This is a genomic window from Bradyrhizobium sp. WSM1253, from assembly GCF_000244935.1.
In the GTDB taxonomy this organism is placed as follows: Bacteria; Pseudomonadota; Alphaproteobacteria; order Rhizobiales; family Xanthobacteraceae; genus Bradyrhizobium; species Bradyrhizobium canariense.
Genome location: NZ_JH600073.1, coordinates 4,576,783 through 4,589,838 on the forward strand (window position 1 = coordinate 4,576,783; position 13,056 = coordinate 4,589,838).

The 13,056-nt window shown below is 64.7% G+C and carries 9 protein-coding genes; 8 read left to right on the forward strand and 1 reads right to left on the reverse strand.

Annotated features, from left to right (window positions below):
* The 7 genes from nusA to pnp all read left to right on the forward strand — a co-directional run bounded on the left by nusA (position 1) and on the right by pnp (position 9,599).
* On the forward strand, positions 1–1,611 hold the full coding sequence (gene nusA, locus BRA1253DRAFT_RS23090; protein ID WP_007598336.1) for a transcription termination factor NusA: 1,611 nt from the start codon (positions 1–3) through the stop codon (positions 1,609–1,611).
* 22 nt (positions 1,612–1,633) lie between these two features.
* Positions 1,634–2,317, forward strand: coding sequence for an RNA-binding protein (locus BRA1253DRAFT_RS23095; RefSeq protein ID WP_007598339.1), 684 nt, complete (start codon positions 1,634–1,636; stop codon positions 2,315–2,317).
* Positions 2,318–2,387: 70 nt separating this feature from the next.
* A complete protein-coding gene (gene infB, locus BRA1253DRAFT_RS23100; protein ID WP_007598342.1) occupies positions 2,388–5,093 on the forward strand; it encodes a translation initiation factor IF-2 in 2,706 nt (901 codons plus the stop codon).
* Between the two features lie 156 nt (positions 5,094–5,249).
* Positions 5,250–5,681 (forward strand): 30S ribosome-binding factor RbfA, encoded by a 432-nt coding sequence (rbfA, locus tag BRA1253DRAFT_RS23105; RefSeq protein ID WP_007598344.1) that lies wholly within the window; start codon positions 5,250–5,252, stop codon positions 5,679–5,681.
* On the forward strand, positions 5,678–6,796 hold the full coding sequence (truB, locus tag BRA1253DRAFT_RS23110) for a tRNA pseudouridine(55) synthase TruB (protein ID WP_007598345.1): 1,119 nt from the start codon (positions 5,678–5,680) through the stop codon (positions 6,794–6,796). The genes rbfA and truB overlap by 4 nt, the downstream gene beginning before the upstream one ends.
* Positions 6,797–6,799: 3 nt before the next feature.
* Complete coding sequence (gene rpsO / locus BRA1253DRAFT_RS23115) at positions 6,800–7,069, forward strand: 30S ribosomal protein S15 (protein ID WP_007598346.1); 270 nt, start codon at positions 6,800–6,802, stop codon at positions 7,067–7,069.
* A 376-nt stretch (positions 7,070–7,445) separates the two neighbouring features.
* Positions 7,446–9,599, forward strand: coding sequence for a polyribonucleotide nucleotidyltransferase (gene pnp / locus BRA1253DRAFT_RS23120; protein ID WP_007598347.1), 2,154 nt, complete (start codon positions 7,446–7,448; stop codon positions 9,597–9,599).
* Positions 9,600–9,841: 242 nt separating this feature from the next.
* Here the strand turns inward: pnp and katG are convergent, their stop codons facing one another.
* Positions 9,842–12,010, reverse strand: a complete 2,169-nt coding sequence (gene katG, locus BRA1253DRAFT_RS23125) for a catalase/peroxidase HPI (protein ID WP_007598348.1) — start codon at positions 12,008–12,010, stop codon at positions 9,842–9,844.
* A gap of 114 nt (positions 12,011–12,124) precedes the next feature.
* Between katG and BRA1253DRAFT_RS23130 the strand changes: the two genes are divergently transcribed.
* Complete coding sequence (locus BRA1253DRAFT_RS23130) at positions 12,125–13,051, forward strand: hydrogen peroxide-inducible genes activator (protein WP_007598349.1); 927 nt, start codon at positions 12,125–12,127, stop codon at positions 13,049–13,051.
* The last annotated feature ends 5 nt before the right edge of the window (positions 13,052–13,056 follow it).

Consider the following 13,056-nt stretch of genomic DNA (forward strand, 5'->3'; position numbering starts at 1 on the left):
ATGGCAGTCAGCGCCAATCGACTTGAATTGCTTCAGATCGCCGACGCCGTTGCGCGCGAGAAATCGATCGACCGCGGCATCGTCATCGCGGCGATGGAGGATGCCATCGCCAAGGCGGCGCGGGCCCGTTACGGCAGCGAGACCGACGTTCACGCCGAGATCGACCCGAAGAAGGGCGAGCTCCGGCTGTCGCGCCACATGCTGGTGGTCGAGACGGTCGAAAACCATTCCAACCAAATCTCGCTGGTGGATGCGCAGCGCGCCAATCCCGGTGCCCAGGTCGGCGACACCATCGCCGACACCCTGCCTCCGCTGGAATATGGCCGCATCGCCGCGCAGTCCGCCAAGCAGGTGATCGTGCAAAAGGTGCGCGAAGCCGAGCGCGACCGGCAATATATGGAATTCAAGGACCGCATCGGCGACATCGTCAACGGCGTCGTCAAGCGCGTCGAATACGGCAGCGTCATCGTCGATCTCGGCCGCGGCGAGGCCATCATCCGCCGCGACGAGATGCTGCCGCGCGAAGTGTTCCGCAACGGCGACCGCGTCCGCGCCTACATCTTCGACGTCCGCCGCGAGACCCGCGGGCCGCAGATCTTCCTCTCCCGCACCCATCCGCAGTTCATGGCCAAACTGTTCGCGCAGGAAGTGCCCGAGATCTATGACGGCATCGTCGAGATCAAGGCGGTTGCCCGCGATCCAGGCTCGCGCGCGAAAATCGGCGTGATTTCCCGTGATTCCTCGGTCGATCCGGTCGGCGCCTGCGTCGGTATGCGCGGTTCGCGCGTGCAGGCGGTGGTGAACGAATTGCAGGGCGAGAAGATCGACATCATCCCCTGGTCGCCCGACATCGCGACCTTCGTGGTCAACGCGCTGGCGCCGGCCGAAGTCTCCAAGGTCGTCATCGACGAAGACCGCGAGCGCATCGAGGTCGTCGTGCCCGACACCAACAACCAGCTCTCGCTGGCGATCGGCCGCCGCGGCCAGAATGTGCGTCTGGCCTCGCAGCTCACCGGCTGGGACATCGACATCCTGACCGAGCAGGAGGAATCGGAGCGCCGCCAGGCCGATTTCGAGAACTCCACCCGCGTCTTCATGGAATCTCTCAATGTCGACGAAGTGGTCGGCCAATTGCTGGCGTCGGAAGGCTTCACGTCGGTCGAGGAACTCGCGATGGTGGACGTCAAGGAACTCGCCGGCATCGAAGGTTTCGACGAGGAGACCGCGCAGGAGCTCCAGAACCGCGCCCGTGAATATCTCGAACAGCTGGAAGCCGAGCTCGAGGCCAGGCGCAAGGAGCTCGGGGTCGAGGACGCCGTCAAGGACGTGCCCGGCGTCACCTCGAAGATGCTGGTGAAGTTCGGCGAGAACGACATCAAGACGGTCGACGATCTCGCCGGCTGCGCCACGGACGATCTGGTCGGCTGGACCGAGCGCAAGGAAGGCGGCGAACAGACCAAATATCCGGGCGCGCTCGATGGCCTCGATATCTCGCGTGACGATGCTGAAGCGATGATCATGCAGGCCCGCGTCAAGGCCGGCTGGATCACCGAGGCCGATCTCGCCAAGCCCGCTGAAGAGGCCGAGGCGACCGAAGATCAGCCGGCTTAGGGCGAAGGAGGATGTCACCCGGATGCTCGCCGATACTGACCCCGAACTCGACCATGGACCGCGGACCGAAAGGTCCGCGACCATGCGGATGTGTGCGGTCAGCCGCGAGGTCCGGCCGATCGACGAGCTGATCCGCTTCGTCGTCTCGCCCCAAGGGCACATAGTTCCCGATCTCAAGCGCAAGCTGCCCGGACGCGGCATGTGGGTCACCGCCTCGCGCGAGGTGGTTGCGGAAGCCGTTCGGCGTCACCATTTTACCAAAGCCTTCAAGCGCGAGCTGCGCATCCCTCAGACGCTTCCCGCCGAGATCGAGGCGCTCCTGGTCCGGAGCGTGGTCGAAGCCCTTGGGATTGCGGCCAAAGCGCGCCAGATCGTCGCCGGTTTCGGCAAGGTCGAAAGCGCGCTTCGGGAAGGTACGGTCGAGGTCCTGATCCATGCCAGCGACGGGGCCGCGGACGGAATCCGCAAATTGGACATGCTGGCGCGTCAAAATGAGGGAAATCGCGGCGCCAAGCCGCCGATTCCCGTCGTCACCGCACTAAAATCGACAGAATTGGATTTGGCACTTACCCGGTCAAATGTGATACATGCTGCCCTGCTCGCGGGCCCGGCGAGCAAGTCATTCCTGTCACGTAGCCAGATGCTGGTCCGATACCGGATGGCGGACGCTGACAGGACTGCCGAAAAGCCCGGCCAGGATTTCTGAGAGACAACGACCACCCGATAGCACGGTGCGGCAACGCACAAGACAACAAGATCAGGATTAGGACTGCTTAATGGTTGATACCAAGACCCCTGGCGACAAGAAGCTGAGCGTTCCGAGCAAGACGCTATCGCTCAAGCCGCGCGTCGAAACGGGCACCGTGCGCCAGAGCTTCAGTCATGGCCGTAGCAAGCAGGTCGTGGTCGAGAAGCGTGGCAAGCGCCGTGTCGACGGCAGCCCCGAGCCGCAGGTGGCCGAGGTGGCGAAGCCCGCGCCGGCCGCCGCCGCGCCCAAGCCTGCTCCGGCCCGCCCCGCGCCGCCGCGCAACGCCGGCTCCGGTGTGGTGCTGCGTACGCTGACCGAGGACGAACGTTCCGCCCGCGCCAGCGCGCTGGCCGATGCCAAGGTGCGCGAAGTCGAAGAGCGCCGCCATGCCGAGGAAGAGGCCCAGCGCCGCGCGGTCCGCGAAAGCGCCGAGCGTGCCGATCGCGAGGCTGCCGAGGCCCGTCGCAAGGCCGAGGAGGAGCGTCACCGCCACGAAGAGGAAGCCAAGCGGAAGGCCGAAACCGAGGCCAAGAAGCGTTTTGGCGAAGGCGAGCAACCGCAATCCGCGGGCCGCCCTGCAACGGCGACCTCGGCCGCTCCTGCAGCGCGGCCAGGAGCGCCGATGGCGCGGCCCGGTACAACCACCACGGCACGCCCGGGAACAACGACCGCGCGGCCCGGAACGACCACGCAGCGGCCGGGAGGCCCGGTGGGCCGCGCCCCCGCTGTCGCAGCCGGACCGGACGAGGACGAAGGTCCGCGCCAGATCCGTCGCGGCCCCGGCGGCGCTGCGCGGCCTGTGGTCGCTCCCAAGCCCACCCACAAGCCCGGCCCGCAGAAGGAGCGCGGCCGCCTGACGGTCGTCACCGCCTTCAATGCCGACGACGTCCGCGAGCGCTCGATCGCCTCGTTCCGCCGCCGCACCCAGCGCCTGAAGGGCCATGCCGCGAACGAGCCGAAAGAAAAGCTCATCCGCGAGGTGGTCATTCCGGAAGCGATCACCATCCAGGAGCTCGCCAACCGCATGTCGGAGCGCGCGGTGGAAATCATCCGCATGCTGATGAAGCAGGGCGCGATCCACAAGATCACCGACGTGATCGATGCCGACACTGCGCAACTGATCGCCGAGGAGCTTGGTCACACCGTCAAGCGCGTTGCCGCGTCCGACGTTGAAGAAGGCCTGTTCGACGCCATCGACGATTCCACCGACACCGAGCCGCGCTCGCCGGTGGTGACCGTGATGGGTCACGTCGACCACGGCAAGACCTCGCTGCTCGACGCGCTCCGTCATGCCAATGTCGTCTCCGGCGAAGCCGGCGGCATCACCCAGCATATCGGCGCCTATCAGGTGCTGTCGCCCGAAAGCGGCAAGAAGATCACCTTCATCGACACGCCCGGCCACGCCGCGTTCACCGCGATGCGCGCCCGCGGCGCCAAGGTCACCGACATCGTCGTGCTGGTGGTTGCGGCCGACGACGGCGTGATGCCGCAGACGATCGAAGCCATCAACCACGCCAAGGCGGCGCGGGTGCCGATCATTGTTGCGATCAACAAGATCGACAAGCCCGACGCCAAGCCCGAGCGCGTGCGCACCGAGCTGCTCCAGCACGAGGTGCAGGTGGAATCCTTCGGCGGCGAAGTCGTCGACGTCGAAGTGTCGGCGAAGAACAAGACCAATCTCGACAAGCTGCTCGAGATGATCGCGCTCCAGGCCGACATCCTCGACCTCAAGACCAATTCGGATCGTCCGGCCGAAGGCACCGTGATCGAAGCCAAGCTCGATCGTGGCCGCGGTCCGGTCGCGACCGTTCTGGTCCAGCGCGGCACGCTCCGTGTCGGTGACATCATCGTCGCCGGCGCTGAAATGGGCCGCGTCCGCGCGCTGATCTCGGATCAGGGCGAGACGGTGCAGGAGGCAGGTCCGTCGGTGCCGGTCGAGGTGCTCGGCTTCAACGGTCCGCCGGAAGCCGGCGATCGTCTCGCCGTGGTCGAGAACGAAGCCCGCGCCCGCCAGGTCACCAGCTACCGCGCGCACCAGAAGCGCGAGAACGCGGCTGCCTCGATCTCCGGCATGCGCGGCTCGCTCGAGCAGATGATGTCTCAGCTGAAGACGGCGGGCCGCAAGGAATTCCCGCTGATCATCAAGGCCGACGTGCAGGGCTCGCTGGAAGCGATCCTCGGCTCGCTGGAGAAGCTCGGCACCGACGAAGTCGCCGCGCGTATCCTGCATGCCGGTGTCGGCGGCATCTCGGAATCGGACGTGACGCTCGCGGAAGGCTTCAACGCCGCGATCATCGGCTTCTCGGTTCGTGCGAACAAGGAGGCCGCTGCGGCCGCCAAGCGCAACGGCATCGAGATCCGTTACTACAACATCATCTACGACCTCGTGGACGACGTGAAGAAGGCCATGAGCGGCCTGCTCGCGCCGACCCTGCGGGAAACCATGCTCGGCAATGCCGCGATCCTGGAGATCTTCAACATCTCCAAGGTCGGCAAGGTCGCCGGCTGCCGCGTCACCGATGGCACCGTGGAACGTGGCGCCAACGTGCGTCTGATCCGCGACAACGTCGTCGTGCACGAGGGCAAGCTGTCGACGCTGAAGCGCTTCAAGGACGAAGTGAAGGAAGTCCAGTCCGGTCAGGAATGCGGCATGGCCTTCGAGAACTATCACGATATGCGCGCCGGTGACGTCATCGAGTGTTACCGCGTGGAGACGATCCAGCGCTCCCTGTAAGTCCAAATCTTACCGAAGCGCCTGGATCTTTTTTGAACTGAATTGCGGGAGTGCGATGGCCGGATTTTTTCCGGCCATCCACCCCTCTTCGTTTCAGCAAGACAAATGACAATGCCCGTGTCCCAAAAGCGGGCATGACGAGGTGATTTTCAGACCATGCCCCGCCATCATCAGAAAAAGAGTTCCGCGTCCGGCGGCTCGCAACGTCAGTTGCGGGTCGGCGAGCAGGTTCGCCATGCGATAGCCGAGATTCTGGCGCAAGGCAGCGTGCATGATGCTGACCTCGAAGGCCACATCATCACCGTGCCGGAGGTGCGGATGTCGCCCGACCTGAAGCTCGCGACAGTCTACGTGATGCCGCTCGGTGGCCGCGACACCGAGGTCGTCCTCGCTGCGCTCGAGCGCAACAAGAAATTCCTGCGCGGCGAGGTCGCGCGGCGCGTTAACCTGAAATTTGCACCTGACCTTCGCTTCCGCGTCGACGAACGATTCGACGAAGCGGAACGGATCGAGAAGCTTTTGCGAACACCCGCGGTGCAGAAGGACCTGGAACAGGATCCGGATACGGATCGGGAAGAAGAACGATGACGATGGACCCGGCTCACGGCACGATCGGCGGCGAAGAGGCCGATCAGCTCGACGTGCAGAAAAATAATTTTGCGGATGTGAGCGGCAATTCTCAGCCGCACCAGGAGCCGCGCCGCGTCAACAACGATCCGCGCGCCAACAAGCAGAAGGGCAACCAGCCGCGCCGCGACCGCCGCGACGTCCACGGCTGGGTCGTGCTCGACAAGCCGATCGGCATGACCTCGACGCAGGCCGTTGCTGTGCTCAAGCGCCTGTTCAACGCTAAACGCGCCGGCCATGCCGGCACGCTCGATCCGCTCGCCTCCGGCGGCCTGCCGATCGCGCTCGGCGAGGCCACCAAGACCGTCCCCTTCGTCATGGACGGCCGCAAGCGCTACCGCTTCACGGTATGCTGGGGCGAGGAGCGCGACACCGACGACATCGAGGGCCGGGCGACCGCAACCTCGGACCAGCGCCCGACCCGGGAGGCCATCGAGGCCCTGCTGCCCCGTTTCACCGGGGTGATCCAGCAGATCCCGCCGCGCTATTCCGCGATCAAGGTCCAGGGCGAGCGCGCCTACGACCTCGCCCGCGACGGCGAGATCGTGGAACTGGCCCCCCGCCCCGTCGAGATTCACCGTTTAAGCCTTGTAGATCAACCGGATAGTGACCGGGCCGTGTTCGAGGCCGAGTGCGGCAAGGGCACCTATGTCCGCGCGCTGGCCCGCGATATGGGCCGGATTCTCGGCACTTACGGCCATATCTGCGCGCTGCGGCGGACCCTGGTCGGCCCATTTGGCGAGAACGACATGATTCCGCTGGATCAGTTGGAGGCTTTGTGCGATAGAGCCGCGTCCGGCGAGGGTAGCCTCGCCGACGCGCTTATGCCCGTTGAGACCGCGCTGGACGACATCCCGGCACTGGCCGTCACTCGGGCTGATGCGGCAAGGCTCCATCGGGGCCAAGCCGTTTTGTTGCGCGGACGGGATGCGCCCACTTGTAGCGGCACAGTCTATGTCACGGTGGCAGGCCGGCTTCTCGCGCTTGCCGAAGTCGGCAATGGCGAAATCATCCCCAAGCGTGTGTTCAACCTGACCGGCCTGACTGCCAGCGCCGATCGCAACGAGAGAAATTGACCGATGTCGATTGCCGCAGAACGCAAAGCGGAAGTCATCAAGACGAATGCCAACAAGGCCGGCGATACCGGCTCGCCAGAGGTTCAGGTCGCGATCCTGTCGGAACGCATCGCCAACCTCACCAACCATTTCAAGACCCACGTGAAGGATAACCATTCGCGTCGCGGCCTCTTGAAGCTGGTCTCGACCCGCCGCTCGCTCCTCGACTATGTGAAGAAGAAGGACGAGGCGCGTTACAAGGCGCTGCTCGAGAAGCACAACATTCGTCGTTAAGAGTTCTTGCGCGCGCCAACCGGCGCGCGTTTTCGCGCGTGATTTCGAACGAAAGCGTTTGTTTAAAGGTTTTTCGTCGAGGCTGCGTGCGCGTCGGATGCGAGCCGTTGACGGCGAGCATCCGGGCATGATGGGCGAACACCGCGCTTCGGTGTTCGCGTTCGTGCCGACTGACAGTCCAGCAGCAATCCGGCGGCTGGGCACAACGGGCAAGGCGCCCGTATGACCCGAAGGGATGGACGCCATCCGAAATCCAAAAACCATGGCAGGATCGCAGGACGCTGATCGCCCGCTTCGATCAACGTCCCGCAATCTTGCGCATGGTTTTTGTTTTTCGACCCGTCCTTCTTTCGAGAACCCATGAAAGAAGACCTCTATGTTCAATAAGCATTCAGTCGAGATCGACTGGGGTGGACGCCCTCTCAAGCTCGAAACCGGCAAGATCGCCCGCCAGGCCGACGGCGCCGTCGTCGCGACCTACGGCGAGACCGTGGTGCTCGCCACCGTCGTTGCCGCGAAGTCACCGCGCGAAGGCGTCGACTTCCTGCCGCTGACCGTCGACTACCAGGAGAAGACCTACGCAGCCGGCCGCATTCCCGGCGGCTATTTCAAGCGCGAAGGTCGTCCGACCGAGAAGGAAACGCTGGTCTCCCGCCTGATCGACCGCCCGATCCGTCCGCTGTTCGTCGACGGCTGGCGCAACGAGACCCAGGTGATCGTCACCGTGCTCTCGCACGACATGGAGAACGATCCCGATATCGTCGCGCTGGTGGCCTCGTCGGCTGCGCTGACCCTGTCGGGCGCTCCCTTCAAGGGCCCGATCGGCGCCGCGCGCGTCGGCTTCGCCAATGACGAGTTCATCCTCAACCCGACGCTCGACGAGATGGTCGACACCCAGCTCGACCTCGTCGTCGCCGGCACCGCAGACGCCGTGCTGATGGTCGAATCGGAAGCCAAGGAGCTGAACGAAGAGATCATGCTCGGCGCCGTGATGTTCGGTCACCGCCACTTCCAGCCGGTGATCAACGCGATCATCGAGCTCGCCGAAAAGGCCGCGAAGGAGCCGCGCGAGGTCACCACGATCGACAATTCGGCGCTCGAAAAGGAAATGCTCGGCATGGTCGAGCAGGAACTGCGCGCCGCCTACGCCATTCCGGTCAAGCAGGATCGCTACGCCGCGGTCGGCAAGGTCAAGGAAAAGGTGATCGCGCACTACTTCCCGGAAGGCCAGGAGCCGAAATACGACAAGCTGCGCATCGGCGGCGTGTTCAAGGAGCTCGAAGCCAAGATCGTTCGCTGGAACATCCTCGACACCGGCAAGCGCATCGACGGCCGCGATTCCAAGACCGTGCGCAACATCGTCGCCGAAGTCGGCGTGCTGCCCCGCGCCCACGGCTCGGCCCTGTTCACCCGCGGCGAGACCCAGGCGCTGGTCGTGACCACGCTCGGCACCGGCGAGGACGAGCAGTACATCGACGCGCTGTCGGGAACGTACAAAGAGACGTTCCTGCTGCACTACAACTTCCCTCCCTACTCGGTCGGTGAGACCGGCCGCCTCGGCGGCACCAAGCGCCGCGAGATCGGCCACGGCAAGCTCGCGTGGCGCGCGATCCACCCGGTGCTGCCGCCGCACCACGAATTCCCCTACACCACGCGCGTGGTATCGGAGATCACCGAATCCAACGGCTCCTCGTCGATGGCTTCGGTCTGCGGCGCCTCGCTCGCGCTGATGGACGCCGGCGTGCCGTTGAAGCGGCCGACCGCGGGCATCGCGATGGGGCTGATCCTCGAAGACAAGCGCTTCGCGGTTCTCTCGGACATCCTCGGTGACGAGGACCATCTCGGCGACATGGACTTCAAGGTCGCCGGTACCGAGCAGGGCATCACCTCGCTCCAGATGGACATCAAGATCGAGGGCATCACCGAAGAGATCATGAAGGTCGCGCTCGGCCAGGCCAAGGATGGGCGTATCTACATCCTCGGCGAGATGTCGAAGGCGCTGACCAACGCCCGTGCCGAGCTCGGCGAATACGCGCCGCGCATCGAGACCTTCAAGATCGCCACCGACAAGATCCGCGAAGTGATCGGCACCGGTGGCAAGGTGATCCGCGAGATCGTCGAGAAGACCGGCGCCAAGGTCAACATCGAGGACGACGGCACCGTGAAGGTCGCCTCCAACGACGGCGAGGCCATGAAGGCCGCGATCAAGTGGATCAAGTCGATCGCCTCCGATCCGGAAGTCGGCCAGATCTATGACGGCACCGTCGTCAAGGTGATGGAGTTCGGCGCTTTCGTGAACTTCTTCGGTTCCAAGGACGGTCTCGTCCACATCAGCCAGCTCGCCTCGGCGCGCGTGCAGAAGACCTCCGACGTCGTCAAGGAAGGCGACAAGGTCAAGGTCAAGCTGCTCGGCTTCGACGACCGCGGCAAGACCCGCCTGTCGATGAAGGTGGTCGACCAGGAGACCGGCGAAGACCTCGAGGGCAAGGGCGAGAGCCAGCAGCCCGCGCGCGAAGCGGCCGGCGAGTAAATCTCGCTACCTGCCAGACACACGAAGGGCGGCCTCGCGGCCGCCCTTTTTGTTTGTGTTCGTTTGTGCCTGCTCCGGCCGATCTGCGCTCCCTCTCCCGCTTGCGGGAAAGGGTCCGGGAGAGGGTTGCTTCCGCAGAGAGACTCCCAATGAGGAGAGAGCCCTCACCCGCCGCGCGGGACGATGCTTCGCATCGCCCGGAGCGCGTCGACCTCTCCCGCAAGCGGGAGAGGTCAAACACCTCAAGCCGCGATGTCGTAGCGGTCGAGGTTCATCACCTTGGTCCAAGCCTTGGCGAAGTCCTTGACGAACTGCTCCTTGGAATCCGACGTGGCATAGACCTCGGCGTAGGCGCGAAGCTGCGAGTGTGCGCCGAAGATCAGGTCGATGCGCGTGCCGGTCCACTTGACCGCGTTGGTCTTGCGGTCGCGGGCCTCATAGGTGCCGTCGGTGCCGGCCGGCGTCCACTGCGTGCTCATGTCGAGCAGGTTGACGAAGAAGTCGTTGCTCAGCGTTCCCACCTTCGAGGTGAGGACGCCGTTCTTCGAACCGTTCGCATTGGCACCGAGTACGCGCAGACCGCCGACGAGCACCGTCATCTCCGGACCGGTAAGCCGGAGCAGCTGCGCACGATCGACCAGAGCTTCCTCGGGCATCATGAACTGCTGCCGCTTGCCGATGAAGTTGCGGAAGCCATCGGCCCGCGGCTCCAGCGGAGCAAACGAAGCGGCGTCGGTCTGCTCCTGCGAGGCATCCATGCGGCCCGGCGTGAAGCCGACCTTGACGTCGACGCCGGCATCCTTGGCGGCCTTCTCGACCGCGGCGGTGCCGCCGAGCACGATGAGGTCCGCCAGCGAGACCTTCTTCGCACCGGATGACGCGTTGAAGTCCTTCTGGATCGCTTCGAGCTTGCCCAGGACCTTCGAGAGCTGAGCCGGCTCGTTCACCTCCCAATCCTTCTGCGGGGCGAGGCGGATGCGCGCGCCGTTGGCGCCGCCGCGCTTGTCCGAGCCCCGGAACGTCGAGGCCGACGCCCAGGCGGTCGAGACCAGCTCCGAGACCGACAGACCCGAAGCCAGGATCTTGGTCTTCAGCGAGGCGATATCCTGCTCGCTCGCGAGCTCGTGATTCACGGCCGGGATCGGGTCCTGCCAGATCAGCGTTTCCTTCGGCACCAGCGGGCCGAGATAGCGTTGGATCGGGCCCATGTCGCGATGGGTGAGCTTGAACCAGGCGCGGGCAAAGGCGTCCGCGAACTGATCGGGATTCTCCAGGAAGCGGCGCGAGATCTTCTCATAGGCCGGATCCATACGCAGCGACAGATCGGTCGTCAGCATCGTCGGCCGATGCTTCTTGGACTTGTCGAAGGCGTCGGGAATGATCGCCTCGGCGCCCTTGGCCGTCCACTGCTGCGCACCGCCCGGGCTCTTCGTCAGCTCCCATTCGTACTTGAACAGGTTCTCGAAGAAGTTGTTGCTCCACTTCGTCGGCGTCGTCGTCCAGGTCACCTCGAGGCCGCTGGTGATGGAATCGCCGCCAATGCCCGAAGCGTGCTTGCTCTTCCAGCCGAGGCCCTGATCCTCGAGCGCGCCCGCTTCCGGCTCCGGTCCGACCAGCGACGGATCGCCGGCACCATGGGTCTTGCCGAAGGTGTGGCCGCCGGCGATCAGCGCGACGGTTTCCTCGTCGTTCATCGCCATGCGGGCGAACGTCTCGCGGATGTCCTTTGCCGCGGCGATCGGATCCGGCTTGCCGTTCGGGCCTTCTGGATTGACGTAGATGAGGCCCATCTGCACCGCGCCGAGCGGCTCGGCGAGCTGACGTTCGCCGCTGTAGCGCTCATCGCCCAGCCACGTGCCTTCGGGACCCCAATAGAGCTCTTCCGGCTCCCACACGTCGGCGCGGCCACCGGCGAAGCCGAAGGTCTTGAAGCCCATCGACTCCAGCGCGACGTTGCCGGCCAGCACCATCAAATCGGCCCAGGAAATCTTGCGGCCGTATTTCTGCTTGATCGGCCAGAGCAGACGGCGTGCCTTGTCGAGATTGGCGTTGTCGGGCCAGCTGTTGAGCGGCGCGAAACGCTGCTGTCCGGCGCCGGCGCCACCGCGACCGTCGGTGGTGCGATAGGTGCCCGCGCTGTGCCAGGCCATGCGGATCATGAGGCCGCCGTAGTGACCGAAGTCGGCGGGCCACCATTCCTGCGATTCGGTCATCAGAGCGGTCAGGTCCTTGATGACCGCGTTCAGGTCGAGCGACTTGAATTCCTTGGCGTAGTCGAAGTCCTTGTCCATCGGGTCGGACTTGGCCGAATTCTTGTGCAGCATCTCGATGCTGAGCTGGGTCGGCCACCAATCGCGGTTCGCCGGCACACGTTTTCCACCCGAAAACGGGCACTTTGAAGTGTCGTCCATGAATACCTCCTCTGGTGGCGTCGAACTCGCGCCATTGACCAGGTAGAAGCACTCTAGGCTTCACGTTCGATCAGGGGAAGTTGACTTTAATGATCGCAGCGATAAGATTTTCTGATGCTAAATCTCACGCTGCGCCAGCTCCGGTATTTTGACGCCCTGGCGCGTCACAATCATTTCGGCCGCGCGGCTGAGTCCTGTTCGATCTCGCAGCCGGCCCTGTCAATGCAGATCAAGGAGCTGGAGGAGGCGCTCGGCGGCCTGCTGCTGGAGCGCAGCGCTCGGCAGGTGGCGCTGACCCGATTTGGCGAGGAGCTCGCGCAGCGCGTCCGCGACATCTTGCGCTCGGTCGACGAACTCGGCGATTTCGCCCGCGCCTCGCAGGACCGGTTCTCCGGACGGCTGCGCATCGGCATGATTCCGACGATCGCGCCCTATCTGCTGCCGACGATCACCAAGAATTTGACGCGCATGCATCCGGAGCTCGACATCCGCGTGCGCGAGACGATGACGCCGCGGCTGATCCAGGAACTGGTGGAAGGCCGACTCGATACCGCGATCGTTGCGCTCCCGGTGTCGGAGCCCTCGCTCACCGAGGTCGCCCTGTTCGAGGAAAAATTCCTGCTGGTGCGGCCGAGCGCAGATGAGGGAACGCCGGCACCGTCGCGGGAGATGATGCGCGAGATGCGGCTGCTGCTGCTCGAAGAGGGGCACTGCTTCCGCGATCAGGCGCTGTCATTCTGCAACATGCAATCGGCGCCGCCGCGCGAGATGCTGGATGCCAATTCGCTGTCGACGCTGGTCCAGATGGTCAGCGCCGGCATCGGCGTCACCTTGATCCCAGAGATGGCCGTGTCGGTGGAGACGCGATCGGCCTCGGTCTCGCTCGCGCGCTTCCGCGACCCGCAGCCGTCACGCACCATCGGCATGGTCTGGCGCAAGACCAGCCCGCTGGCGCGGCAACTCCTGCAAATCTCCGAGGTGGTGTGCCTGTCGGCGGGCAAGGTGCGCGCGCGCCCATCCGTGCGCAGCAAGCCGATTTGAGCCCT

Excerpts from the sequence above, each read along its gene's own strand:
- truB (WP_007598345.1), top strand. The coding sequence starts at position 5,678 with ATGACGATGGACCCGGCTCACGGCACGATCGGCGGCGAAGAGGCCGAT.
- BRA1253DRAFT_RS23130 (WP_007598349.1), top strand. The coding sequence starts at position 12,125 with ATGCTAAATCTCACGCTGCGCCAGCTCCGGTATTTTGACGCCCTGGCG.
- nusA (WP_007598336.1), top strand. The coding sequence starts at position 1 with ATGGCAGTCAGCGCCAATCGACTTGAATTGCTTCAGATCGCCGACGCC.
- infB (WP_007598342.1), top strand. The coding sequence starts at position 2,388 with ATGGTTGATACCAAGACCCCTGGCGACAAGAAGCTGAGCGTTCCGAGC.
- rpsO (WP_007598346.1), top strand. The coding sequence starts at position 6,800 with ATGTCGATTGCCGCAGAACGCAAAGCGGAAGTCATCAAGACGAATGCC.
- rbfA (WP_007598344.1), top strand. The coding sequence starts at position 5,250 with ATGCCCCGCCATCATCAGAAAAAGAGTTCCGCGTCCGGCGGCTCGCAA.
- katG (WP_007598348.1), bottom strand. The coding sequence starts at position 12,010 with ATGGACGACACTTCAAAGTGCCCGTTTTCGGGTGGAAAACGTGTGCCG.
- BRA1253DRAFT_RS23095 (WP_007598339.1), top strand. The coding sequence starts at position 1,634 with ATGCTCGCCGATACTGACCCCGAACTCGACCATGGACCGCGGACCGAA.
- pnp (WP_007598347.1), top strand. The coding sequence starts at position 7,446 with ATGTTCAATAAGCATTCAGTCGAGATCGACTGGGGTGGACGCCCTCTC.